This is a genomic window from Arthrobacter sp. FW306-1B-F12A, assembly GCF_058781865.1.
Genome location: NZ_JBYSXD010000017.1, coordinates 55,347 through 79,663, shown reverse-complemented (window position 1 = coordinate 79,663; position 24,317 = coordinate 55,347). Strand labels below are relative to the sequence as shown.

General features: G+C 64.0%; 24 protein-coding genes. 12 read left to right on the top strand and 12 right to left on the bottom strand.

All coding sequences use genetic code 11. From position 1 onward, the window contains the following. On the top strand, positions 1 to 255 hold a 255-nt coding region (locus AC3WJU_RS10680), incomplete at its 5' end, for a MerR family transcriptional regulator (RefSeq protein WP_492259834.1). A gap of 101 nt (positions 256 to 356) precedes the next feature. Here AC3WJU_RS10680 and AC3WJU_RS10675 read toward each other — a convergent pair. After that, positions 357 to 1,031: a TetR/AcrR family transcriptional regulator gene (locus tag AC3WJU_RS10675; RefSeq protein ID WP_441438027.1), complete on the bottom strand. Its 675-nt coding sequence runs from the start codon at positions 1,029 to 1,031 to the stop codon at positions 357 to 359. Positions 1,032 to 1,083: 52 nt separating this feature from the next. Here AC3WJU_RS10675 and AC3WJU_RS10670 point away from each other — a divergent pair, with 52 nt between their 5' ends. After that, positions 1,084 to 1,599: a hypothetical protein gene (locus AC3WJU_RS10670; protein ID WP_306960200.1), complete on the top strand. Its 516-nt coding sequence runs from the start codon at positions 1,084 to 1,086 to the stop codon at positions 1,597 to 1,599. 52 nt (positions 1,600 to 1,651) lie between these two features. Beyond that, positions 1,652 to 2,569, top strand: coding sequence for a CPBP family intramembrane glutamic endopeptidase (locus tag AC3WJU_RS10665; RefSeq protein ID WP_492259833.1), 918 nt, complete (start codon positions 1,652 to 1,654; stop codon positions 2,567 to 2,569). 230 nt (positions 2,570 to 2,799) lie between these two features. Here AC3WJU_RS10665 and AC3WJU_RS10660 read toward each other — a convergent pair whose 3' ends face one another. Further along, the gene (locus tag AC3WJU_RS10660) at positions 2,800 to 3,735 is read right to left on the bottom strand and encodes a LysR family transcriptional regulator (protein ID WP_307053383.1); all 936 of its coding nucleotides are present in this window, start codon (positions 3,733 to 3,735) and stop codon (positions 2,800 to 2,802) included. 128 nt (positions 3,736 to 3,863) lie between these two features. Between AC3WJU_RS10660 and AC3WJU_RS10655 the strand changes: the two genes are divergently transcribed. The 6 genes from AC3WJU_RS10655 (at position 3,864) to AC3WJU_RS10630 (ending at position 9,990) form a co-directional block, all read left to right on the top strand. After that, positions 3,864 to 5,003 carry a PrpF domain-containing protein gene (locus AC3WJU_RS10655; RefSeq protein WP_306960195.1) on the top strand — a complete coding sequence of 380 codons (1,140 nt, stop codon included), beginning with the start codon at positions 3,864 to 3,866 and terminating at the stop codon, positions 5,001 to 5,003. A 57-nt stretch (positions 5,004 to 5,060) separates the two neighbouring features. Next, entirely contained in the window at positions 5,061 to 6,371 is a 1,311-nt protein-coding gene (gene dctA / locus AC3WJU_RS10650) for a C4-dicarboxylate transporter DctA (RefSeq protein WP_306960193.1), read from the top strand. A 649-nt stretch (positions 6,372 to 7,020) separates the two neighbouring features. Further along, positions 7,021 to 7,980 carry a GlxA family transcriptional regulator gene (locus tag AC3WJU_RS10645; RefSeq protein WP_492259832.1) on the top strand — a complete coding sequence of 320 codons (960 nt, stop codon included), beginning with the start codon at positions 7,021 to 7,023 and terminating at the stop codon, positions 7,978 to 7,980. 148 nt (positions 7,981 to 8,128) lie between these two features. After that, on the top strand, positions 8,129 to 8,431 hold the full coding sequence (locus AC3WJU_RS10640) for a tautomerase family protein (RefSeq protein WP_492259831.1): 303 nt from the start codon (positions 8,129 to 8,131) through the stop codon (positions 8,429 to 8,431). A 20-nt stretch (positions 8,432 to 8,451) separates the two neighbouring features. After that, a complete protein-coding gene (locus tag AC3WJU_RS10635; protein ID WP_492259830.1) occupies positions 8,452 to 9,198 on the top strand; it encodes an NAD(P)H-dependent oxidoreductase in 747 nt (248 codons plus the stop codon). 105 nt (positions 9,199 to 9,303) lie between these two features. Further along, on the top strand, positions 9,304 to 9,990 hold the full coding sequence (locus AC3WJU_RS10630) for a glycoside hydrolase family 25 domain-containing protein (protein ID WP_492259829.1): 687 nt from the start codon (positions 9,304 to 9,306) through the stop codon (positions 9,988 to 9,990). Between the two features lie 112 nt (positions 9,991 to 10,102). Here AC3WJU_RS10630 and AC3WJU_RS10625 read toward each other — a convergent pair whose 3' ends face one another. Beyond that, positions 10,103 to 10,972, bottom strand: a complete 870-nt coding sequence (locus tag AC3WJU_RS10625) for a universal stress protein (RefSeq protein WP_059389012.1) — start codon at positions 10,970 to 10,972, stop codon at positions 10,103 to 10,105. A gap of 259 nt (positions 10,973 to 11,231) precedes the next feature. Between AC3WJU_RS10625 and AC3WJU_RS10620 the strand changes: the two genes are divergently transcribed. Further along, entirely contained in the window at positions 11,232 to 11,705 is a 474-nt protein-coding gene (locus AC3WJU_RS10620; RefSeq protein WP_284989248.1) for a DUF805 domain-containing protein, read from the top strand. Between the two features lie 23 nt (positions 11,706 to 11,728). Here the strand turns inward: AC3WJU_RS10620 and AC3WJU_RS10615 are convergent, their stop codons facing one another. From AC3WJU_RS10615 to AC3WJU_RS10595, 5 genes are all read right to left on the bottom strand, one after another. Then, positions 11,729 to 12,199: a GbsR/MarR family transcriptional regulator gene (locus tag AC3WJU_RS10615; RefSeq protein ID WP_284989229.1), complete on the bottom strand. Its 471-nt coding sequence runs from the start codon at positions 12,197 to 12,199 to the stop codon at positions 11,729 to 11,731. Continuing rightward, positions 12,196 to 13,818, bottom strand: coding sequence for an ABC transporter permease (locus tag AC3WJU_RS10610; protein WP_492259828.1), 1,623 nt, complete (start codon positions 13,816 to 13,818; stop codon positions 12,196 to 12,198). The genes AC3WJU_RS10615 and AC3WJU_RS10610 overlap by 4 nt, the downstream gene beginning before the upstream one ends. 1 nt (position 13,819) lies before the next feature. Next, positions 13,820 to 14,800, bottom strand: coding sequence for an ABC transporter ATP-binding protein (locus AC3WJU_RS10605; protein WP_492259827.1), 981 nt, complete (start codon positions 14,798 to 14,800; stop codon positions 13,820 to 13,822). A gap of 78 nt (positions 14,801 to 14,878) precedes the next feature. After that, positions 14,879 to 15,832, bottom strand: a complete 954-nt coding sequence (locus tag AC3WJU_RS10600; RefSeq protein ID WP_492259826.1) for a hypothetical protein — start codon at positions 15,830 to 15,832, stop codon at positions 14,879 to 14,881. After that, entirely contained in the window at positions 15,829 to 16,536 is a 708-nt protein-coding gene (locus AC3WJU_RS10595) for a cytochrome b N-terminal domain-containing protein (protein WP_332602331.1), read from the bottom strand. Before AC3WJU_RS10595 ends, AC3WJU_RS10600 begins: the two co-directional genes overlap by 4 nt. A gap of 86 nt (positions 16,537 to 16,622) precedes the next feature. Between AC3WJU_RS10595 and AC3WJU_RS10590 the strand changes: the two genes are divergently transcribed. Beyond that, positions 16,623 to 17,324: a pyridoxamine 5'-phosphate oxidase family protein gene (locus AC3WJU_RS10590; RefSeq protein ID WP_284989224.1), complete on the top strand. Its 702-nt coding sequence runs from the start codon at positions 16,623 to 16,625 to the stop codon at positions 17,322 to 17,324. A 12-nt stretch (positions 17,325 to 17,336) separates the two neighbouring features. On the opposite strand, the gene AC3WJU_RS10585 is transcribed toward AC3WJU_RS10590, so the two are convergent. Continuing rightward, complete coding sequence (locus tag AC3WJU_RS10585) at positions 17,337 to 18,215, bottom strand: universal stress protein (protein WP_059389009.1); 879 nt, start codon at positions 18,213 to 18,215, stop codon at positions 17,337 to 17,339. 59 nt (positions 18,216 to 18,274) lie between these two features. Beyond that, entirely contained in the window at positions 18,275 to 18,718 is a 444-nt protein-coding gene (locus tag AC3WJU_RS10580) for a pyridoxamine 5'-phosphate oxidase family protein (protein WP_284989222.1), read from the bottom strand. A 202-nt stretch (positions 18,719 to 18,920) separates the two neighbouring features. Here AC3WJU_RS10580 and AC3WJU_RS10575 point away from each other — a divergent pair, with 202 nt between their 5' ends. Then, positions 18,921 to 19,172, top strand: a complete 252-nt coding sequence (locus tag AC3WJU_RS10575) for an SHOCT domain-containing protein (RefSeq protein ID WP_284989221.1) — start codon at positions 18,921 to 18,923, stop codon at positions 19,170 to 19,172. 22 nt (positions 19,173 to 19,194) lie between these two features. Here AC3WJU_RS10575 and AC3WJU_RS10570 read toward each other — a convergent pair whose 3' ends face one another. Beyond that, complete coding sequence (locus AC3WJU_RS10570; RefSeq protein WP_492259825.1) at positions 19,195 to 21,630, bottom strand: HAD-IC family P-type ATPase; 2,436 nt, start codon at positions 21,628 to 21,630, stop codon at positions 19,195 to 19,197. Positions 21,631 to 21,674: 44 nt separating this feature from the next. Further along, positions 21,675 to 24,098: a phosphoketolase family protein gene (locus tag AC3WJU_RS10565; protein WP_492259824.1), complete on the bottom strand. Its 2,424-nt coding sequence runs from the start codon at positions 24,096 to 24,098 to the stop codon at positions 21,675 to 21,677. Positions 24,099 to 24,317: the final 219 nt, after the last annotated feature.

Genomic DNA, 24,317 nt, shown 5'->3' with positions numbered 1-24,317 from the left:
GGAACGGGGCAACAGAACCTGCGCCTCTATGAACGCAAAGGCTTGTTGGAACCGGGCAGGACCCTGGGCGGGACCCGTCAGTACAGCGAGAACGATCTCGTGACATTGCGGCGGATTGGTGAGCTGCTGGAGCTGGGGCTGAACCTTGCCGGCGTCCGGATGGTCCTGGTCCTCGAAGCCGACAACCGGCGCCTCGAGGCGGAACTCAGGTCCGCGAACGCTACCCGGGACACCGCCCGGCCCCGGTCTGGGTGAAGACGAGTGCGAAAGAGCCCCCATGATCGAGGGAATTCGATGAAATGGCCTGAGCCGCCGCGACCGGCCCGAGGCAAAGATGGCGGGTGGCGCGGCCGGGGTCACTTGCCGGGGGTGATTGCAAGGCCGGCGGTCAGGGCGGCCAGCCCGAGCTCGAACTGCTTCTTGCCGGCGACCTCTGGGAGCTCATCGAGGATGCCGGCGAGAAATGGAACCTCGGCTGGAGGCAGTTTGGCAACTTCCCGCCGCCAACTCGCCGCGTACGTCGCTTGTTGCTGCCGGTGTGTGCGCGGTATTTCCCAGGCCACAAAACCTGTGGCATAGGTGAGGACGGCGTAAACCGCGTGGACGCCTTGCACCGGGGGCATCCCGGCCCTGGCCAGCGGTCCGAGGAGGGCCTCGAGCCCGTGGAGGAAGCCGGGCCCGATCACCGCCCGGGAGAGGAAGATCATCGGTAGGCTCGGGTGCTCGATCAGGTTCAGGCGTAGTGCCCGTCCCCAGGCATGCAGGATCGCCCCGACGTCATCGGGGAGCGGGTGGGGGAGGTGGAGGTCTCGCAGACCCCGTTGGGCGATGGCATCGAGCAGATCTTCCTTGCCGTTCACATAGCCGTAGGTGGTCATCACTCCGCAGTTGAGGCGGCGGGCCAGCATCGGCATGGTGAGCGCCTCGAGACCTTCCTCGTCGGCCAGTGTCAGCGCGGCTTCGACCACCTGCTCCCGGGTGAGGGAGCCGCGCGGTCGCCGTTTTCGCGGGGTCTTGACAGGGTCCTGCATGGAGGTATCGTACTACTTACGGTAAGTAATACGCTCCTGGAGGTGAGAGCGGATGCCCCCGGACCAGTTTGTCGGCCTCGCGGTGAATGTCGTGGTTTACCTGGCTCTCATCGCTTTTGTCCTCTATCGGCAGATGATGGCGCAACCGCTCAGGGTTCGCCCGCTCGTGTTGCTGCCGGCGGTCCTTGGCCTCTTCGGACTCCAACAGCTGGCCCGCCAGTCGCTCGCTGCAGACCGGGGCCGGGTAGTCCTCCTTGTTGTCGGCCTCGTCATTGGATTGGGCGCCGGTCTGTGGCGGGGGACGACGTTCCGGGTTTGGCCCGATGCCGGCCGGGTGATGGTCAAGGGCACGGCAATGACCCTGGTGACCTGGGCGGTGCTCATTGTGATCCGGTTGCCATTCGCGTTCCTCGGTTACGCGGCCAACCACTCTCAGGGTTTCGTGGTGGGCGAACTGCTCCTGGCCCTGGCAGTGACGTTCGCCGCCCAGAACGCGGTGATCTGGGCCCGGGCAAAGGGGCTCAATGTTGACGAAACCATAGTCCGCCCTTCCAACCGGAAGTGGTAGGCCATGACCGTCGCAGCCCGGTGGCCGGAAATGGAAGAGGCAAGGAGGGGATATGGAGTCATCGCCCTCAGCGGCACGCGCGCTTGACTCGACGGGTGGGCCGCTGATGCCGGGCCAGAAGGCGATCTTCGCAGTCGCGTGCGTCGTGGCCGGTTTCCTGCCGGTCTCGGTCGGATACGTCCCGGATGAGGCCACCCGGCTCGTCTGCGGTCTGGCCGTCACCGGCGCTTTGCTTGCCATCGCCCTGCTGGCGAGGCGAAATGCCGCTGTGCACAGGTACTGGGAGATACCCCTGGCATTCTTCGGCATGTCCCTGTTCATCCTGGCTGACCGCTACGTTCCGGGCTTCCTTGCAAGCCAGGTTCTCCACAGCCCCCCGGTCGCCGGGAACCCGCTGGCATCGACGGTTCCCGCTACGGTGATCATCGAGCTCGACGAACTGATGCTCACCGTCGTCGCTGTCCTACTTGTGGTCTGGATCTCAAGGAGCTCGCTGGCCTCGGTCTACGTCCGCTGGGGGCGGTTCGGAAGGGCTTACGTGATCGGAATCGCCGCTCTCATCGCCTTCTACGTACTCACGTTCGGAGTGCTGCCGCACTCGCGTTTCATGCCTGTGCACGGCGCCGTCGATTTTGGCCGTTACCTCAGCCTGACGCCTGCACTCTTTGTCGCGGCGGCCGCCAACGGGTTCCTGGAAGAGCTGACGTTCCGCGGACTACTGATGTCCAGGCTGAACATCGCCTTCGGTCCCTACCTGGCGACGACTATCCAGGCGGCAGTCTTCGCGTCCTGGCACGTAGGCGTCACCTACACGGCCTCCGGCCTCGTCTTCATCGTGTTGTTCGCCTTCCCACTCGGCCTGATCGGCGGCTATCTCACCCGCAGCTCGGGCAGCATCATTCCCTCTACCCTTTTCCACGCGGGCGCGGACATACCGATCTACCTCGGTTTCCTGTCCTACGTCCCATAGCGCTCCCCGCGGGTCTCCGCTGATCCGGATCGATTCCCTGGCGTCCCATTGCGGTCCTTGGCCGCTATACCAGGGCGGCACCGGTGTCTATTGATCGAACCGGGGGTGAAGCCGGCTTCCAACGGCGCCAGGCGGCGGTCATCTCGGCTTAGCCCGGCCAACTGCCAGATGCACGCTTTCAGTTTGGTGGCTCAGGGAGCGAGAACCTGCGCGTTATGGATGCACGGGACTCACGAACTAGGGTTGCCCGCTGCGAGTGCGGGGGCTTGCAAACGTTTCGCCGTTGACAGGAACACCGACGCGGCCTGATGTCCGGCCGGGCTGAGCCTGCGGTTCGCGAGGTGGGCGAGGAGGATCCGCCGGGTCGGTGAACCGTTGAGCGGAACGGCGATGATGTCGGGGCGGAGTGCACTCAGGGCGAGCCGCGGGGCCAGGGCGATGCCGATACCGGCGGCGACCATGCCTTGGGTTTCCTGGTAGTCGTTGGCTGCGAAGGCGATGGCCGGTTCGAAGCCGGCGTCGCGGCAGACCCGCCGGAGGACGTCGGCCACGGGGTGTTCGTCGCGGACGATCCATTGCTGGTCGCTGAGCGCGTCGATCCGAACCGAGCGGAGTGCGGCGACGGGGTGGTCCCTTGGAACGAGCAGCATGGTGGGGTCCTTCATGAGCGGGACGAGGTTCAGGTCCTCGTCCTCGATGCGCTCCCACGGGTAGTCCCAGAGCAGCGTTAGTTCGATGTCCCTGCGCCGCAGCCGTTCGAGGAGGCCGTCGCGACGGGCACTAACCACCGTGACCGCAACGTCAGGGTGGCGGGCCCGGAAGGCGAGCACGACGTCGGGCATGAGGGAGGCGCCGACGGTGGGGAACGTCCCCATGTGCAGCTGGCCTCGCCTCAGCCCCGCGAACTCGCCCATCTCGGCCCGGGCGGCTTCGATTGTCCGGTCGATTTCTTCCGCGTAGCGGAGGAGCGCCTGACCGGCATCGGTGAGCACGACGCCCCGTGGATGGCGGTCGATCAGCGCGACGCCCACTTCGTGTTCAAGCTTGGCGATCTGCTGGGAGACGGCTGAGGTCGTAAAGGACAGGGCCGTCGCGGCGGACGTCAGGGAGCCGGAACGGCTCACCTCGCGGAGCAGGTGGAGTCGGTGCAGGTCAAGGTCGGCCATGCATTGAGTTTAGCAAAAGTGAACGGTGGTCGAGAATCCTGTGATTGTGCTCAACTCTCGTGGCGTGGATCGTAGAAGGAGCAGGCGCCGTGAGGTGCAACACGAACGACATGTAAAGGAAGAGGACCATGCAACTCCGCGGTCACTGGTACCGGGGCGGCACGAGCAAGTGCTGGCTTTTCGACGCCGAAGATGTAGCCCTCCACGCCGGGAGCCGCGAACAGATCCGCAGCCTCCTGGCAGATGCTTTCGGTGCAGCGGATCCCCGCCAGCTCGACGGCGTCGGCGGCGGCACCTCGACAACGTCGAAAGCGGCCGTCGTTCGGGCGACTCCCGACGGGCCGGCGGACCTGGACTACCTCTTTGCCCAAGTCGGGATCGGGAACCCGACGGTGGAACTTGGTTCCAATTGCGGCAACTGCGCCACCGCGATCGCTCTGTACGCCGTCCAGTCGGGCATCGTTACTCCCCAGTCGGGATCAACCCGGGTCAGGATGCGCAACCTCAACACCGGAGCCGTGCTGAGCGGCACCGTCGCGACCCCCGGCGGCCGCATCCCGGCGTCGGGCCTGGCCAGTGTTCCTGGCAGCAGGGCACTGGGTGTTCCCGTGAGCCTCTCGTTCCACGCCCCGTGGGGGCGGACCACGGGAGCCGTCCTTCCAACGGGGAGCGCTGCAGACCAGATCGTGGCCGCTGGGTCCACTCTTACGGCGACTCTCATTGACGCCGGGGCACCTGCGGTGCTGATTCCGGCGGACGAGGCAGGCATCGATCTGTCCGTGATGACCGGCAACCTGTCCGAGCACCTGCCCAGGCTTGTGGCAGCCCGGGCGTCGGCAGGCCTGATGATGGGGTTGAGGAAGCCTGAAGATCCTCCGCAGAATGCCGTGCCGAAAGTCGGTGTCGTCGCAGCGCCCGGTGACTACATTGCGGCCGACGGAACGAGGATCGCGGCCGATACCCATGATCTGCGGGTGCGCATGCTCTCGATGCTCGCACCCCACCCCGCCATCGGCCTGACATCCGCCGTTGCAGTCTCCCTCGCAGCCGCCCTGCCGGGATCGGTGGTGGCGAAGGTGCTGCCCCCGGCGTTCGAAACTCACCAAGGGCGCAGGCTTCTGCGCCTCGGAACACCTGCCGGTGTCATCACCACCGAGGTTGTCACGGACGACGACGGGGACGTCAGCGAAGTAGCCCTCCACAGGGCGGCCCGCCATCTCGCCGTCGCCGATATCGACGTCGCGCAGCCTGTGGCCCTGACGGCCTAGCCCCTTTATTCCGCCCCTGCCATCATTAGGTGGGGCACTCACCCAGGAAGTTGTTCAATGAAGATCAAATCCATCCTCGGACATTTGTATGTCCAGGTACTCATCGGCGTCGGGCTCGGCATCCTCGTGGGCGCGCTGTGGCCGGACCTCGGGTCCTCCCTCAAGCCGCTCGGCGACGGCTTCGTGAAGCTCGTGAAGTTCATGATCGCGCCGATCGTGTTCTGCACCATCGTCAGCGGCATCACCTCGCTGACGGACACCAAGAAGGTCGGCCCAACCCTGCTGCGGTCGCTGGGCTTGTTCTACGCGCTCACGGCGGTGGCCCTGGCCATCGGCCTGGGCGCGGTCATGCTCTTCCAGCCGGGAGCGGGCATGCACATCAACCCAGCCCACCTCGATACCTCTGTTGCCTCGAAGTACACAAGCCAGCTGCCCAGCGGCAACCCCGTGGACTTCGTCATGAGCATCATCCCCAGCAGCTTCGTCGGGGCCTTCGCCGACGGTGAGGTCCTGCCCGTGCTCGTGATCGCACTGCTTTGCGGCTTCGCCTTCAGCAGGCTCGGCGCACCCGGCCAGCTGGCCCTCAACGTTGTCAACAGCTTCAACAAGCTGCTGTTCGTCGTGTTCGGCTTCCTCATGAAGGTCGCTCCCATCGGGGCGTTCGGGGCCATGGCGTTCACGGTCGGCAAGTACGGAGCCCATTCGATCGGCAACCTCGGCCTGCTGATCCTCGCCTTCTACGCCGCGTGCATCGTCTTCGTGGTCCTGGTCCTCGGAATCCTGGCGAAGCTCACCGGTTTCAGTCTCTGGCGGATCCTGCGCTACTTCCGTGACGAGTTCCTCATCGTCCTCGCCACGTCCTCCAGCGAACCCGTCCTTCCCCGCCTGCTCTCCAAGCTCGAGCGCCTCGGCTGCGACCGCGGAGTCGTCGGGCTCGTCGTCCCGACAGGCTACTCCTTCAACCTCACCGGCACGGCGGTCTATCTCACGCTCTCCTCGATGTTCATCGCCCAGGCCTGCGACATCCACCTGGGCTGGGACCAGATCCTCCTCATGCTCGGAATGATGCTGCTGACCTCCAAGGGTGCCGCGGGCGTGACAGGCAGCGGCTTCGTCGCCCTCGTCGCCACTCTGACGGTCATGCCCACGCTGCCCGTTGCCGGCGTGGCACTCATCGTCGGCATCGACCGCTTCATGAGCGAAGCCCGCGCCCTCACCAGCACGGTCGCCAACATCGTCTCCTGCGTCGCCATCGCCAAGTGGCAGCACGCACTCGACACCGACAAACTCCGTGCCGAGCTCCAGGCAGGCTTCGTGCAGACCGAGGCGGAAAAGCTCCAGCTCAGCGAACCCGTGCTGGCACACTGAGGGTACGCCCAGCCAGGCGGGATCCAAACCTGATCACACCCGCGAGGCCCACCAGCCTTTAGCTGGCATGGATTCGTCGACGAGCCGCCAATGCTATGCACACATCAAGGACCCGTCGAAGCTCCAAAAACCAAGAATCGCGGGTCCTCCACCAAGCCGCACCGGGCACCGGCCCTGTAATCCATCGCAACAGGTAACCCGACAGTCGGGCGCAGGACCGGTTCCGGTGCCAACGTGGCGGGGAGAAGAACCACTGCTCCCCGCCACGTCCCCTCCCGCGACACGACCGGCGTTTCCGCGAGAAGAACAGCAGGGCGGAGAAGGCAATTAGCGGCCGACATGCACCAGGATTGGTCTCGGCGTGGCCGTGCCCAGGCGGGACCAGCTTTCTGAGTAATTGCTTGTGACCTTCCGGAAGCATCGATTTCTCAAGGAAACGGGGGTTCCGCATCCGCTGCTAATCCAGTGGTTTTGAGACCTACAATTTAAGAACCGGCCCCGAAGCAATCATTGAATCCATAGAAACCAAAACGGAAATAATTTGAGTATCTAAACAACAAAGTTTCCGTCGGCGTACAGTTCCGCGGCTTTGACGCGCAAGAGGCGGATCGGAGCTGCGCACGACATTTTGGAAAGACCAGGGTGAGAAGTGAGTGATCGAAGCCGGGCTATCGGGTTCTTGATCCATGACAGCGTGACAATGATCGATATTGCCGGGCCCGCGGATGTGTTTCATCATGCGAATGCTTTTGGGGCCCGCTACGACACTGTCTTGGTTTCCAGCGATGGCCGTGCCAAGCGTGCTTCCAACGGACACTATTTGACCGCTGAGGCCGCAGCCGGAGAGACGGGCGTCTTGGACACCGTGATCGTTCCGGGTGCCTATGGGATGGTGTCCAAGCCTTTCGAGGAGGGACTCGTCGAGGCGGTTTCCCATCTAACGAATGACGCCGCGCGGATCGCTTCCGTCTGTACCGGTGCGTTTCTCCTGGCACACGGGGGCTTGCTGAACTACCGGAACGCGACTACCCATTGGACCCAGGTCGAACGGTTCAGGAGGTCATATCCGCTGGTGCATGTCGTGCCTGATGCGTTGTTCGTGCAGGACGGTTCGATCATCACCTCGGCGGGCATCAGTTCCGGGGTGGATCTGGCGTTGTTCATGGTCGAGGAGGACTACGGACCTGACGTTGCCCGGGCCGTGGTCCGTCAAATGGTCATTTTCAATCAACGGCCGGGAGGGCAATCCCAGCACTCTGTCGCCGTCCGGGTGGGCGTTCCGCGGGACCACGTCCTCAGAAAGCTGTTGGACCGTATTACGGCCGATCCCGGCGCGGATTACTCGATTGACGCCATGGCTGCCATGACGAATCTCAGCGCCAGTAGCCTTGCGCGGCTCTTTCAAGAGGGAACCAACACCAGCCCTGGTCGATACGTCGAAACGGTGCGGATCGAAGCGGCCCAGGCAATGCTCCAGAGGGGAACCACCGTCGCCGCTGCGGCAGCCGCAAGCGGATTTGGAAGTGCTGAGACGATGAGGCGGGTCTTCACGCAGAAGATCGGAATGAGTCCCTCGCTCTATCTGGAACGCCTCCTGTGCCGGCCCTGACGGTTCCCTGGACCTCGCTGCCTGCCTCCGACACACCCTGACGGTATCTGTGGGGTGATTGACGGCATTCGCGGGTCCGCCGACGCCGCCCGTGGTCAAAGCTTGGTATATCCGGGCAATCCGGAGCACCTACAAAGAGGAGAACGCAATGCCGTTCGTAAATGTGAAGCTCGTCGACGGCGTCTTCACGGAAGATGAAAAGCACCGGATGGCGGCAGCGCTCACTGACGTCATGGTGAAGTTCGAAGGATCTGAAGCTTTCCGCGAGGTGGTCTGGGTCCTCATTGAGGAACTGCACACAGACGGTTGGCACATCGGTGGTCTGCCTTTCAGGGGACCGGTCAGCCTGATGGACGACCTTGCCCGCTCCAAGAGCCTTTACGAGTCCATCGACGGTCACCCGGTTACTCGACCGGAACTGGCACAGAAAGCACCTGTGCAGGAAAAGTGAGTGAGTCGTTGGAGCACAGCATGAAGACGGTACTTATCGTCGGCCACCCGGACCTCCGCAGTTCTCGCATCAACGCCGCATTACTCGAGGAGTCAAAGTCCATTCAGGATGTTCACATCCGCGTCCTTTCCGAGCTGTATGGGACGGGCTCCATTGATATCCAAGCCGAACAGAACGCGGTCGCGGGGGCTGCCCACATCGTGCTGCAGTACCCCACCTATTGGTACGCCATGCCGTCGATTCTCAAACGCTGGCTGGACGAGGTCCTGACCCGCGGTTGGGCCTACGGGACCGGCACTCCAGGAGCCCTGGCCGGTAAAACGCTCCGGGTTGTTACAACTACTGGCGGCGCCTTCGAAGGCTACGGTCCCAACGGCCTCCACGGCTGGGAGTACGAAGCAATGCTTGTCCCGCTAAAAGCCACAGCACGGCGACTCGGGATGGACTGGCAGGAACCGCTGGTCATCCATGGAGTCCGGGACTTGGACGTCGCCGGCATTCAGCGCCTTCGAAGTGGCTTTCATCAGCTGCTCATGGAAGCGGGCGAGGAGCACCAGTCTGTGGAAAAACTACACCGCTTCGAACCAGCCAATTCCGAGGATGGCGTGGGAGCGGGCAAATTGCTGTTGGCAATGTTCGTCCGAGGGTTCATGATTGTGACGCTTCGGATTGTGAAGGAGTACAAGGCCCCTTGGGCCCGCTGTAATGTGGTTCCCCAACCATGGAAGCGCGCCGCGCGCGGCGGCTTCCAGTTGAACCTAATGTAGCTGTGCGGCAGGCCGGCGCGGGCCTCGATTCCCGCCAAACGGCGGGCTATTCCTCTTCAGCCCCGGGAGTCCTACACTGTGCGAGAGGACCATCCGGGAGACCCGATGAAAAAGAGGAAGATACTGACAGTGGTGTTGGCCTCGCTCCTGGCCGTGGCCGGCGCCCTCGATGCCCCCGCGGCGCATTCGGCGGAACCGTCGGTGAAAGTCCTGGACACCACGGCCACCATCACCGACCCGGGCTGGTTCGTCAGGGCCTACAACGCGGGCTTCCGGCTGTACGTGATGCATTCAACCGCGTGGGGGACCTGCACTCCATGGGACCGGACACAAACGCAACTCAAGATGGCGCTGGACGCCGGACTCAGGATTGCCGTCTACACCCGCAACCCGGAATGTTGGAAGGGCGGCATAGAGGCCACCGGTCCGTACCGCGAGCAACTGGAGTTCTTTGCACTGGACGTCGAGCTAGGCGAACCACCCATTACAAGTGACATGGTTGAGGGTGTCCGGGACATGGGCGTGCGGCCCATTGTCTACGGCATTCACACGCACTGGCCCTTGATAATGGGCGACAGCAGCGAGTTCTCGGATCTTCCGCTGTGGGACGGGGATTTCCATGACTTCGACTACGCGCATTGGACTCCGGACCTTCTTTCGCCCGCGCCCGTTTCATACGGCGGCTGGAACGTGCCGGGGAACATGCGTGTCGGTGTCCAGCAAAAACTCGGCCAGGACATCGGCGGAATCCAGGTCGACCTCAACTCCTTCAACCCGGACTTCTTGCGCTAGCAGTCTTCGGGCGCGCCGCCCGGCAGAGGATCGGCGGGCCTATTGGATCAATAAGGGGAAGAGCTGGAGTCGCTTGAGTAGCTATCGGAGCGGGAAGCGGTCCGTGACTAGGCTAGCCGTTTAACCCCGTGAGTTTCACCCGCCGCACCCGGGTAATGACGGTTGGGCAGGGCAGGGACCTGAGTACGGTGTGGGCAGTCGATCCCATGAGGAGGCGTTTGAAGCTGCCCCTTCCACGGCTTCCCAGCACCAGCAATGTGGCATTGGCGGCGGCGTCCAGGAGTGCTTCCCCCGGTTCGTTGTTGGACACCAGAGCCTGATGGACAACCATGTCGGGATAGTTTTCGGCCAGACCCGCGACGGTCTCGGCGAGGACAATTCGTTCTTCTTCCAAGACAGTCTCGGCAACGTCGCTCGCCGGCATCACGCGCTGAATGAGCGGCGGCGCGAGGACGGCGTGGACCACTGTCAGCTCCTGGCTGTCCTTGTCCGCTTCTTCGGCCGCGAAGGAAACCGCTTGGGTAGACTCTTCGGAACCGTCAGCGCCGACCACGATGCCGCGGCGCCCCGTCATGTCCTGCTCCCCGACTACTGCCACAGGGCACACGGCGACGGCGGCGATCTGCAGCGCCCTGTCAGCGACGGGTCCTCCAGGCCAGTTGTGCCCGGTTCCGATGACAACCATCGAGGCCCCTTTCGAGTGCTTCCTGAGCGCCTGCCCGGGGCTACCGGAGAAAAGCACGGTCTTTACCTGGACCGATGGCTCCAATTCGCCTGCATATGCTGCGGTTTTGCTCAGCAGCTCGTTTGCTGCGGTTCTGACCACCTCGTTCGTACTAACTGATTCGTCGAGCCATCGACTGTCGACCGAGTGAACGAGCAGCACCGGCAGTTTCCGTCGAGCCGCCCGGTCCATTGCCCAAGCCAGCGCGGCCCGGCTCGCCTGGGTGTCAACGACGCCGACAACGATTGGTTTTTTCATGACTTAGTCCGCCTCCATGAAATGTGGCTCCCACTGTCCGGGTGCTGTGCGCACCATTTTCTGCTCGTTTGGCCCGGCCCGGCAGTGCCGGAAGTCCCGCGAGAGAAGCTTCTTGCGGGCACCGTGGCCAGCGACCGAACGCACCCGCGGATCCTGGCCCGTGTCCGTTGCCCGATGCGGGGCTTTGTGCCCTGTTCTGACGGGCCTACCGGTTCTAGCATGCCGGTGTCGAATAAGTCTGCATGGAAGGGTTTGAATGATGTCCAGCTATCAGCCCCAGAATTTTCCTCCGGGTGGAGTCCCGCTTGGACTGCCCTACTATGGAGCCCCGCCGATCGAGGCCGTTAAACGATTCTGGAAAAAGTACGCAATCTTCCACGGCCGCGCGAGCCGCAGTGAGTATTGGTGGTGGTTCCTCGCTTCAGCCGTCGTCTCAGGGGTCATCAATGCGGCTGGGGCCACAGGGAACGGCAACACGAGCACCTCGACGGCCCTTGGCGGACTGTGGTTCCTGGCGACGATTGTGCCTTCGCTCGCCTTGGCCGCGCGGCGCCTGCACGACGCGAATCTCAGTGCGCTCTTCTTGTTGCTCGCCCTGGTCCCGGTGCTCGGTTGGATCGCACTGCTCGTGTTTGTGCTCCTGCCGGCCAATCCCAGTGGTCAGCGCTTCGACCGAATGGTGCAGGCCTCTCCGCCGCCGTATCCGCCGCAGCCGTACCCGCCCCAGGCTTGAGACTCAGGCAATGTCCGGGGAGCCTAGGCCCTGACCCGCGTGTGTTCCCACTCATCGAGGAGCCCGGGCAGCCGGGTCATGAGGAAACGGTAGAAGGCGCCCATCTCGTCCACCCGGGCCTTCGCCGCTGACCCCTCCGGGAGGCTTGAAGCAGTGGAGTCGGCGAGGTCAGCAAGGCGCTTGTACACGGGGTTCTGCCGAAGGGAAGCGACGTACCACGCGTTGTCGGGGAGGGCGTAGCGGTCACGGCGGCTGCCGGGTTGAGAGACCCGATGCACGAATCCGACGGTCTGCAGGTACCGCACGGAGCCGGAGACGGCGGCGGCGCTCGCGCCCAGTATCTCGGAGAGTTCGGCCGCAGTCAGCGAGCCGTCGTCAGAGACCACAAGGGCCATGAGGGCGCGGGCCGGCATCTTGGGGAAGCCCGCGGCCGTGAGGACGGCCGCGGACGTCTCGGCGGAGTCGGGCATACGCTTGCTGCCGGGATCTGTCACGCCGTGCCTACCTCCCGGCGGCGCACGGCCACGAGCGAGAATGCCGTGAGGACCGCGGCAATGCCGAGCATCCAAAACCCGCCGCTCCAGTCGGTCCCGCTGCTGGTGGTGACGGGGCTGTGGGTAAACGGCGAGAGGTCGCGGACCTTCTGGTCAAGGCCGAGCATGCCGCCGTAGATCCCGAGGACGACGCCGACGCCCAGAAGCGCCCACCCGGCAGGGACCGTGGCACGAGGCCAGACAACAAACACTGCGGCGGGCAGCGCAAGGTAGATGAGTGCTGCGGGAAGCTGGTCGACGGCGGTTTGCCAGACCTCGCCGACTGCACTCGAGGTGTCCCCGGAGGCTACCAGGGAGACCCAGGCCCCGAGGGCGGTGAACCCCATGACAAGCACGACCGAGACGGCGCCGAGTCCGACGAAGCTGCCCAGCCAGCGCATCCGGCCCACGGCCTCGGACACCACGGGCTCGGCGGTTCCGGCCACCTCCTCCTGTCGGAGGCGAAGAACGGCCTGCAGACCGCACACCGCGGCAAGTATTCCGGCTACCTCGAACAGCGCCGCGACGAGGAGCTGGGTCATTGACGTGCCCTGTGCTTCGATCATGCCGCGGAGGACGGCCGTGATTTGGGGGTTGGAGGTGATGGAGGACTGGATTGCGGAACCAAGCGAGCCCGTGACCAGGCCCATCGCTAGGCCGCCTATGCACCAGCCGATGATTGCTCCCTGCTGCAGGCGTAGGGCGAGCGAGAAACTTCCGCGCAGCCAGGGCCGGGCGTCGGCTCGTCCGGATCGCCCTGCGAGCACGCTCGCGCCGACGTCACGGCGCGCCATGACGGCAACGACGACGGCGGTGCACGCCGCCCAGAGTGCGAGGGGAAGGAGCAATGGCCACCATCGGTTGCCTGTGTAGGCGAAGGTTTGTTGGCCCCAGCCAATGGGGGAGATCCAGCTCGGCCATGCGGCCGTCATGGTCGTCCCGTCGGGGCTGACCTGTCCGGTGGCGTCGCCGAACCCGCGCAGCAGGTACGCGAGCATCACGATGGCCGACGAGATGCCGTTGGCCCCCCGCGATGTGCTGAAGAACTCGGAGGCCAGCAGGCCCACGCCGAGGAAGGCGAAGCCCACGGCGCCTGTCGCGAAACCGGCCAAAAGCGAGCCGGCCGGGTCAAGCCCTCCGGCCGTGAAGCCGAGAGCCGTAGCGACGGCCACGAGCACGTTGGCCACCGCGCCGTGAAGGACAGTGGCGCCGAGCGGGGCCCACCGTCCGGCGGCCGTCGCGGACACGAGCTCGGCCCGCCCTGATTCCTCTTCTGCCCGGGTGTGCCGGACGGCCATGAATGTATTCATGAGTCCGGCAAGGACGCCCAGGAACGCGAAGATTTCGAAGAACGTGAACGAATCGAGCGCCGGACCGCGGGGGAGGCCGCGCAGCACAAGGATCGCGGGAGCCGCGGTCGCGAGCTGAAGCACCTGCGCGCGCATCGCGTCGTCGCCGAAGGTCTTCGCTATGGCCGCGACGGCGAATAGTGCGAGCATTCCGATCGAGAGGACCCAGACAATCACCTGCCAGCGGTCCCTGCGCAAGCGGTGCCGGTAAAGGATCCACAATGCGCCCATCTCAGGCTCCCGCCGCGGCGCGGTGGCGCCTATGGTGGCTGCCGCCGTCGTCCGCTGCCTGCAGGGCAGGCGGGGCGACCGTGTCGCCGTAGTGGCGCAGGAAGAGTTCTTCGAGCGACGGCGGAGCGATGACCAGGCCTTTGACCCCGAGGCTGCCCAGAAGCGGCAGGACCTCGTGGACGCGATCGGAATCGGCGCCGAACTTGACGCGCCCGTCGGCCACGGTGAGATCGTGGACCTGCGACAGCGTGTCCAGTGCGTGGGTGTCAACACTGTCCTGCGCGAACGAGATTTCCGTGCGCGTGAGGTGGCGCAGTGCGTCGAGTGTGCCCCCGTCGACGATCCGGCCGGCGCGGATGATGCTTACGCGGTTGGCGAGCTGCTCGACTTCGGAGAGGATGTGGCTTGAGAGCAGGACTGTGGCGCCGTTCTCGTGCACGATCCGCCGGATCTCGCGCGTGAAGACTGCCTCCATGAGCGGGTCAAGACCGCTCGTCGGCTCGTCGAGGAGATACAACTCGGCGTCCATGACGAGGGCCGAGATGAGCGCGACCTTCTGGCGGTTTCCCTTCGAGTAGGCGCGGCCCTTCTTGCCCGGGTCGAAGTCGAAGAGTTCGCAGAGGTGATGCTTGCGCTCTTTGAAGGCAGCATGGTCCACGCCGCCCCCGCGGAGGCGGGAGAGGAGGTCGATGGCCTCGCCGCCAGAGAGGTTGGGCCAGAGGCTCACGTCTCCCGGGATGCTCGCGACGCGCCGGTGAAGTTCGACGGCGTCTGCCCAGGGATGCATGCCCAGGACGCTCGCGCTGCCCGACGACGGCCGGGCCAGACCGAGAAGGATACGTAGCGTGGTGGTCTTCCCCGCGCCGTTCGGCCCGAGGAAGCCGTGGATCTCGCCCTTGTGGACCTCGAGGTCGAGGCCGTCGAGCGCCTTGACGCGCCCGAAGTTCTTGTGCAAATCGACAGTCTGGATCACGGTGTCCATGACACAAAGGTACGCAGTTTTCACAAAGTTTTGAATAGCCTAAAGGCCCTTGTATTCCGGTGCAGTTCGCGCGTTGGCCTAGCGGTGCTTGTAGTAGTCCCGCCAGATCAGGCGGTGCACGGGGATGCGGCGAGGCAATGACCTGAGCCCGGGGATGAAGGGCACCAGGGTGAGGAGCAGCGTCAGGATCACCATGGAAAACACGACGAGGACGTCCGCGTTCGGCGATGATTTGAAGGGTTCCACTTGGTAGAGGGCCGAGAAGAGCCACAGCCACGACTGGCCGGGGTAGTTGCCGGTTTCATTCATCACTCCCCACTGGTCGCCTGTCAGATGCTGGGCGTCGGCGAGGCCAGGGAAGTAGCTGCCGTCGCCGAGGAACAAGATGCTGGCTTTGTAATCGGTGTTGTAGAACGAGCCCTTTGCGCCCAGGACCGGATCAAGGGTCCCTTGCTGCGCCATGGCCAGAAGGGCTCCGGTGAGGGCGGGTACCGGGCCGTAGTCGCCGGGCGGAACCTTCGCCGGGTCGTTGTCCGGGGCTTTGCTGAGTGCATCCCCGTACGCGGTGGTCCAGGCAGCGTGTTGGGCGTCGCTTGCCTTGGTCCATTCGTCGATCGCCGCCGGAGGGTTCGGTAGGGTTTGGAGCGGGCTGATGATGAAGTCGTTGGCGGTGTCGATCGGAAGCCGTACGCCGGAAAGGCTCTGCAGGTCGATCGGTCCGAGTTTTTGGGTGGCATCGGGCGTCGAGTTGTAGGGCGGCCCATATCCCGCGGTGCCGCTGGTGCCCCCGAGTTCCGTGGTGGCTGTCGCCACGAAGTCCGCGGGGTCGGCCATGGCCCAGGACTTCAGGGTAACCGTTGGTTCGTCCGGCGAGCTGAAAACCGCTGAGAGTCCCAGGACAAGCAAGCCAACAACCACCAGCCCAACAACAAGTTCCTTGAACAGGTCATATTCGCGCGTCGTGCCGGGCCATGGCCTGCTGGCGATGTCGTTTCGCGTGCGCCACGAGGTTGACGCTGGGGATTTGGTCACTTTTTGTCCTCGCTGTCAGTTGCCGGGTTTGGCGCGGGTGAGCGTAGCTGGGCGTCAGATTCGGCTGCCTCCAACGGGGGCGCCACGCCGTGCATCCGCACGAGAACAACATGGAGGGCGACAACGACGGCCACGACCAGTGGGAGGAGCGTGATGTGCCACATGAGTATCTGGCCCAGATCGGCGACGTTGAACCATGCGCCCACACCGACGGCGTTAAGGGCGTCTTTGGCTTGGAAGGCGATCCACTGCGAGTCGAAATTGCTTTGAAGCAGGTAACCGGTAAAGGCGGTCACGATCGAGACGACGAACGCGACCATCCCGGTGATCCAGGTCAGCACGCGCCCGCCCCGCCAGGCGGCCATCCAGAACTTGCCCCAGAGGTGGATCACCATGAACATGAAGAACAGTTCAACGCTCCACAGATGGGTGCTGTTAATGAAACGCCCTAAGGCCGAGGCATGGAACCACGTGGGCCCATTCAGGGCCAGCACAGCGCCCGAAGCGAGGATGTAGACGAACGCGGCAACGGCGCCCATGCCGAAGACGTAAATCCAGGACGACACGTAACTCGGTTGGCCTTCAGGAAGCAGCTTGTCCGGCGGTAGCCGGCGCAACACCCAGCCCCGGGCCTTTCCTGTCCAAGTGGAGAATCGTGGTTCGCCGTCGTCGGTAGTCGAAACCGGGCCGTGGTCGGCAGTCATTTCCGTTTCCTACCGTGTGGAAACGGAATCACCAAGGCGAGAATGAATAGCACGACCATCGTGGCAATGACCACCAGATTGCCGAATTGGATCAGGAAGTCACCCCACTGGAAATAGACTCCGCCATCCGGCATTCCGGCATCCGCCTGGTGTATTCCGAGCATCCTTATTCCGAGCATCACGGCCTCTTTCGACGAAAGGCGGACCTTGGACGGGACGCCTTCCTATGCATGACGCTACAAGCTTGCCGGCCAACAGACACGGGTCCAAGGGCCCTATTGGATAGCGCCGGCCGCATGCATGCTGGAATGGCTTGGAATGCCGACCATCGAAAGGACCCCGCCATGTCACCGGATACCGCAAACCCCGTGGAAGTCCTGAGCGAGGAAGAATGCTGGAATATCCTTTTGGGTGCGACGTTGGGGCGGTTGGCATTGAGCATCGCCAACGAACCTGAGATCTATCCGATCAATTTCGTTGCCCACGACGGGAAGATCCTCCTCCGGACAAATCCAGGGGAGAAGCTGTTCGCGCTCACGATCAATGACAAAGTTGCGTTGGAAACTGACGGGGTCGGTAGCCAATCCGTCTGGAGCGTCGTAGTTAAAGGCAAGGCGCGGCAACTTGAATCCGGTGCCGAGATTGAAGCCGCCGAAAGGATTCCCCGCCAACAATTGACCTCCACAAAGAAGCGGGTGTTCGTTGAGATCGTCCCGACGTCCATCACCGGGAGACGGATTCACCGGGGCCCGGAAAACGACGAGCTGGCCCCTGGCGACTTGTACTGAACACCATCTGCTTCACCGGAGATCCGCGCTTGGCCGGCGCGCCAACAGGACCGGACATGCGGCGTGATGAAGGACAGCATGGGCAGTTGAACCGATAGTGCCCCGAACCAGTCCGCGTCCTTTCGTCCCGACGACGATGATGGACGCATCTTGAGCCTCCGCCAAAATGGACCCAGGGATGGACGTTCCAACCGGCGATCTTTTTTGGACGTCGAGGTCCGGAATTGTTTGGTGGGCGCTCTGCACCGCAGAGTCAAGAAGCGCCTGGATTCGTGGTTCAACATGGTCTTGGGCCGACGTCGCCGCGTCAGGGATAGGGCGTGGAATCCGGTGCTTCTTCCGGACGTGCACCAATCGAAGGGGAGTCCCGGACAAGGCCGCCAGGTCGCAGGCATGCCGAAGCGGCAGCTCCCAATCGTCGAAGTCGACGCCGACGACAACCGGACCGCCCAGGTGTTCTCCGCCGCGGATGACAGCGACGGGGCAATCGGCTGTTGCCGCGAGTTCCAAGCTGACGGAGCCGATCAGCAGTCCCATGAAGCCCCCCGCGCCCCTGGTTCCAACGACGAGCAAGGCGGCGCCGGAAGAGAGTGTCCTGAGGTGTTCGGCTGGCCACCCATAGAACAGCGTCGTCTTGACGGCCAATCCGGGAACCGCATCGAGGACCTGTGCCACGCCCTCGGCCAGAATGTCCTCGGCCGCGCGTCGCAACCCGCTGCCTTCGATGCCAGGCACGGGACCCAGATCATGGGTGATTGCCGGCCACAGGGTGCTGTGGACCACGTGCAGTCCGCAGTTCCGCTGGGCCGCCTGGCGGGCAGCCCAGCGGACAGCCGGGACAGCCCCGGCGGACCCGTCGTAGCCAACGATGATTTCTTCCGCGGTGTCCATGGTCTCCTTACCCGCGAGGGTGATTGAATGTGGAGCGGCTCAAGTCTTACTCCAGAAGCTCACTCCAGATGCACGTGGCGTCCGGTGACACTCTCGGCGTGGATCCGGATAAAGAGATTCCGTTCTCCACCGGCCCAAGGCTCCGCCATGACCTTTCCCCACAGCCTGGTCAGCAGGTCCTGATCCTCAACACGGGAGGAAGCCCCACTGACGAGCACAGACCAACCTTCGCTGCGATCGGCACGTGAATCGTCGATCTGAAAGGACGACTCGAGCGACGGGACTGCCTCGGCGATGGATCCATCCCCGGCAGTGCGGAAGTAGATGGACTGGCCGTCCACCAAGTAGTTCACGGGGAGGATCATCACCCGGCCTTGCTGGAGAAAACCGAAGCGACCTGTGGTATTTGAACGCAAAAGATCCCAGCACTGTTCCTGGCTAAGTTCTTCCGCGACGTGCAGTCCGCCGTCAACGCGGCCTGCGTCCATGCTGGGGAGTGACATGCCTGCTCCTATGTGTCTAGCTCGTCTTTCGGGCACCTGATCGCGGGTGTGAACACCTGCAACTCCCAGCAGCCTATTGGGGGCCATTCTCCTGCTGTAGGGCCGAAAGGCCCGGCGGTGTGACTAAATGCCCTGTGGAACGGACCGGAAACGGGCGACACTGGACCCAGGCACGCAATCCAGTTCAAAAGGGAAATTGGTCATGATGTATGGATGGGGTGGAAGCATCGGCATCGGCGGCTGGATCGCCATGGGGCTGATGATGTTGCTGTTCTGGGGTGGCATTGCCACCTTGGTTGTCCTCCTGCTGCGGGGGAACCACACGGGCGGACGGGGTTTCCAAGGGCCGCCCCATGATGATTCCGAACGTATCCTCAATGAGCGCTTCGCCCGGGGCGAGATTGACGAAACGGAGCTCGCGGCTCGCCGGGCTGCTCTACGGCGCCGGCAATGAGCAGGGCTTCCGCGGCGCGGGGCTAGTTCCGCGCGTTTCGCCGGCTCTGGAACCGGTGAAGGGCTTCGATAGCCAGGATTCCGCCGAGCGCGCTTCCAAGTGCCGTCATTAAAAGATCGTTCGGTGGCCATTCCAAGCCGAAGAAGTCTTGGAGGAGGGGCGTTCCCAGCACGAAGACCAAGCCCAGGTACATCGTTCCGATGATGGTTGCGCGTCGCAGGTTGAGCGGGCGCGAAATGGCTGCCAGTATCCATAGACCCGTGAGTGATAGCGCGAGAACGGAAGCTGTGCGGGTGGCACTGACTGTGTGCGCACCGACAACCGTTGCGTAGACGTTGACGGCAAGGACGGCGGCAGCGACGACGAACCCGGAAGGCACAGCGAAGGAGAGGGAGCGTTTGAGGAATCCCGGGGTGTAGCGGCGGTTGTTGGGCATGAGCGCAAGGAAGAACGCCGGAATTCCGATGGTGAGGCCGTCTGTGGCGGAGAGTTGGCGCGGCAGGAACGGGAAGTCCCACAGAAGTGCTCCGAAGGTGGCGGAGAGGACGATGGCGTAGGCGGTCTTGCTAAGGAACAGGACCGAAACCCGTTCAATATTCGCGATGACCCGCCTGCCTTCCGCAACCACGCCGGGAAGCCTGTCGAAGCGTCCGTCCAGGAGGACAAGGCGGGACACGGCCTTGGTGGCGGCCGCGGCCGAGTCCATGGCGATACCTATGTCCGCTTCCTTGAGTGCCAGCGCGTCGTTGACCCCGTCCCCGGTCATCGCGACAGTATGGCCTCCCCGCTGCAGTGCAAGGACCATGTCCTTCTTTTGTTCCGGGGAGACCCGCCCGAATACCACGTTGTTCTCCAGAGCTTCCAGCAGCAGGTCCGGATCGACCGGCAATTCCCGTGCGTCGTACCCGTATCCCGCGTCCAGCCCGACCTCGCGGGCGACGGCCGCAACGGTGCGGGGATCGTCGCCGGAGAAGATCCTCACCTTCACGTCCTGCTCGCGGAAGTAGTCAAGGATCTTTGCAGCATCCGGGCGCACGCTCTCCCGGAAGGTCAGCAGGCATACCGGGGCACAATCGGCCGGGGGTTGATCCTCCGCTGCGGCCCGTGCCGGCAACGGGCCGGGCAAGTAGGTCAGGGCCATGGTACGCAGGCCGGTTGAGGCCAAGCGGCCTGCTGCCCCAACAATGCGAGCTGTGCCTGGAGTGTCTTCGCGAAGGACAATCTCCGGAGCGCCCAGCACCCAGGTGCCGCCGACGAATTGGTCTGAGCCGAAGCTGACGGCGCTCCATTTCCGTGCAGAAGAAAACGGCACCGTCGAGCTCGGGCGAAGGCTTGTGCCCGAGGGGAAGGCATCGGCAAGACACCGGGCGGTGGCATTGGCCTGCGGGTCGGTCCCGAACCATCCCAGAACCTGCCTCCACCCGGGTTGCGGCGACGGACCGGCCTCGTGGACGCCGTCGAACACGAGCTTGCCTTCGGTGAGGGTGCCGGTCTTGTCCAGGCAGAACACGTCCACACGAGCGAGGCCTTCAACGGCCGCCAACTCCTGGATCAGGACTTCCTGACGGGCCAGCCGCAGCCCGCCGACAGCGAAAGCGACGCTGGAGAGGAGCACCAGGCCCAGCGGGATCATGGCTATGACGCTGGCGACCGCCCCCACGGAAGCGGTCCTCCAGCTTCCGGTTGTGATGGCTTGCTCCCAACCACCGCTCGCCTGCATTTGCCCGTTGATGACAAGAATCATGACGGGCGGCAACAGCCAGGTGATCCAACGGAGGATCCTGTTGAGGCTATTGCGGATCTCGGAGTTGACCATAGAGAAGCGTTTGGCCTCGGCGGTCAGTTTGCTGGCGAAGGAGTCGGCGCCGACCCGGACCACCCGGGCCCTGCCGTTCCCGGCGACGACGCTGGAGCCGGAGAGCACTTCGGATCCCGGTCCCTTGCTCACGGGATGTGATTCGCCGGTGAGGAGCGATTCGTCAAGTTCCAGGCCTTCGCCGTCGATGATGGAAGCATCCGCGGGCACCTGGTCGCCGACTCGCAGCACGAGCACGTCGTCGCGGACGACGTCTTGCAGGTCAACATCCTGCGCCGTGCCGTCGCGAACCACCCGGGCGGGGGAGGCGTCGAGAATCGCGAGTCGATCCAGTGACTTTTTGGCCCGGTATTCCTGAACGACACCAATGAGGATATTGCCTGCGGCTGCCAGCCCAAAGAGCGCATCCTTCCACTGGCCCAGAAGAAGCAGCAGGCCGAAGCTGCAGCCCACGATCACGTTGAACAGCGTCAGGAGGTTTGCCCGGAAGATCTGCCCGAGCGTTCTGCTTGGAGCCTCCGAAACGGTGTTGACGAGTCCTGCTTCCGTCCGGGCCAGGACCTCGGCGTTGGACAACCCGGATCCAGCGGGCGAGCGGCCCACCTCGGCACCGGGATGGTTCAGGGCTGGTTGTTGGGTCACAGTTTTCCGCACTTCTCCTCGACGGCACCTTCCTTTTCCTCCCGCTAGGGAAGGTGCGGCGTCCAGGACCAGTTCCGTATTTCCGGGAGGTCTTCGAAGTGTTCCCGGATGTATCGCGCATGTGCATCCAGCTGCCTGCGGCAGAAGTCGACCAGTTCGTCCGCGCCTCCGACCTGCCGGTGAATGCGACGCAACGCTTCCAGGACCAGGTGGTAGCGGCTCATTTTGTTCAGGACCACCATGTCGAAGGGGGTGGTTGTGGTTCCTTGTTCGTTGTAGCCGCGGACATGGAACCGTTCCGGGCGGGGTCTTCCATGCAGGAGTTGGTGCAGGGCCCGGGCGTAGCCGTGCCAGGCCATGATGACTTCTCGGTCTGCCGTGAACAGCTCTTCGAACTTCTCACTGGAGAGTCCATGGGGGTGGGCGTCGCGGGGCGGGAGGACCATGGCATCCATGACGTTGACAACGCGGACCACGAGTCCGGGCAGATGTTCTTGCAGCAACCAGGCTGCGGCCAGCGTCTCCTGGGTGGGGATGTCCCCTGCACAGGCCAGGACGACGTCGGGCACAGCCCGGGCGCCGTCGGGCTCGCCGCCGAAGGACTGCTCGTTCCCGGCCCAAGACCAGATGGACGCTCCTGCCTCGGCGTGGCGCCTCGCCTCCTCCAGGGTGAGGTACTGCGGGTGCGGTTGTTTGTCTACGACCACCAGATTGACGTAGTCCTTGCTGCGAAGGATGTGGTCGGCAGTGACGAGGAGGGTATTTGCGTCCGGTGGCAGGTAGACGCGGGTGACGGTGCCCGACAGGGACAGCACCGTATCGATCAGTCCGGGCCCTTGGTGGCTGAATCCGTTGTGGTCGTTGCGCCAGCAGGTGGAGGTCAGGAGAATGTTCAGGCTCGGCACGGGGGCTCGCCATTCAAGTTCCCTCGCATGCTGGAGCCATTTGGCGTGTTGGACGGTCATCGACGCGCTGACCATCGCGAAGGCCTCATAGCTGGCGAACAGTCCATGGCGGCCCGTGAGGAGGTATCCCTCCAGCCAACCCTGGCACAGGTGTTCGGACAGGACTTCCATGACCCTGCCTCCCGGCGAGACGTGGTCTTCCGTCGCGGCATGGTCGCCGGCTCGCGCCGGTTCCAGGAGGCAACGGTCGGTGGCCTCGAAGACAGCCCCGAGCCGGTTGCTGTTGGTTTCGTCCGGGCAGAAGAGCCGGAACCGCGGATCCGGGGCCGTAGCGATGTAGACATCCCGGAGCAGTTCCCCGAGCGGCCGGGTGGTTTCGTGGACGACCGACCCCCGCGGGGCCGCCGGTACCGCGTACTGTTCCAGCCCGGGGATCTCAAGGACAGTCCCTGTCCCGCCCCGGCCCGCGCGGGCTGCGCCCATGCGAAGACTGCCCTCCGGAACAAGCGCGGCCAGTTCGGAGACGAGCCGGCCCGCGTCGTCGAAGAGAGTTTCCGGCTGGTAGGAGCGCATCCAGGCCTCAAGCTGCGCCAGGTGTTCGGGATTCTCGCGAACGTCTGCCAAGGGCACTTGGTGGGAGCGAAAGGTTCCTTCGACGGGAAGCCCGTCCACCATGGCTGGCCCGGACCACCCTTTTGGCGTCCGCAGGATGATGGCAGGCCATCGCGCCGGGCCGTGCACGCCCTGGCTACGCGCCGTGGATTGCAGTTCGCGGATGCGCCCATAAGACTCGTCCATCGCGGAGGCCAATGCGCGGTGGACAAGCACCGGGCCCTCGCCGGAGACGGTCACCGGATCCCAGCCATGGGCACTGAGCAGCGCTTCGACGTCCTCGTCGGATTTGCGGCCCAGGACAGTCGGTCCCGAGATCTTGTATCCGTTCAGATGGAGAATCGGTAGCACGGCGCCGTCGCGGGCCGGATTGAGGAAGGATGGCGCCTTCCATGAAGCCTCCAACGGGCCGGTCTCGGCTTCGCCATCGCCGATGACGCAAGCGACAATCAGTCCGGGGTTGTCCATGGCCGCGCCCGTGGCGTGCATCAAGGAGTAGCCAAGCTCGCCCCCTTCGTGGATGGATCCCGGAGTGGCCGGACCGACATGGCTCGCGATCCCGCCCGGCGTCGAAAATTGCCGGACAAGGCGCCGGAGTCCCTGGAGGTCCATCCCCACTTTGGGATAGATCTCCGAGTAGGTGCCCTCAAGATAGACGTTGGCGACGACGGCGGGACCGCCGTGGCCTGGACCAGCGACGAACAAGACTTCCGCTGAGGTTCGCCTGATCAGGCGGTTCAAATGGGCATAGATCAACGACAGCCCGGGGCTGGTTCCCCAGTGACCAAGGAGCCGGGGCTTGATGTGGCGCGGGAGCAAGGGCTCTCTCAGTAGAGGGTTTTCCTGAAGGTAAATCTGGGCCACCGTGAGGTAATTGGCCGCGGACCAGTACCGGTTCAACAGCTCGAAGTCTTCGGCCGACGCGCCGGTGACGGGGGTTCCGGTTTCCATGGGCTTGCCTCTTCCGGGTTCGACGGCGTGGAATGCACGCGTTTCTGGCGTCTGGACTGTTCTGGTCTTCACGGTGTCAGATGCACCACCGGGGCGGTTAGGGCCATAGGGCCCTAGGCCGCGCCGCTGCGAGGCTGCTATCACAACTCCACGTAGCCATTTCCAACCGCTCGACACAGCCCAACCCACGGCACTCGTCCTCCCTCCCCAAGCCGTACC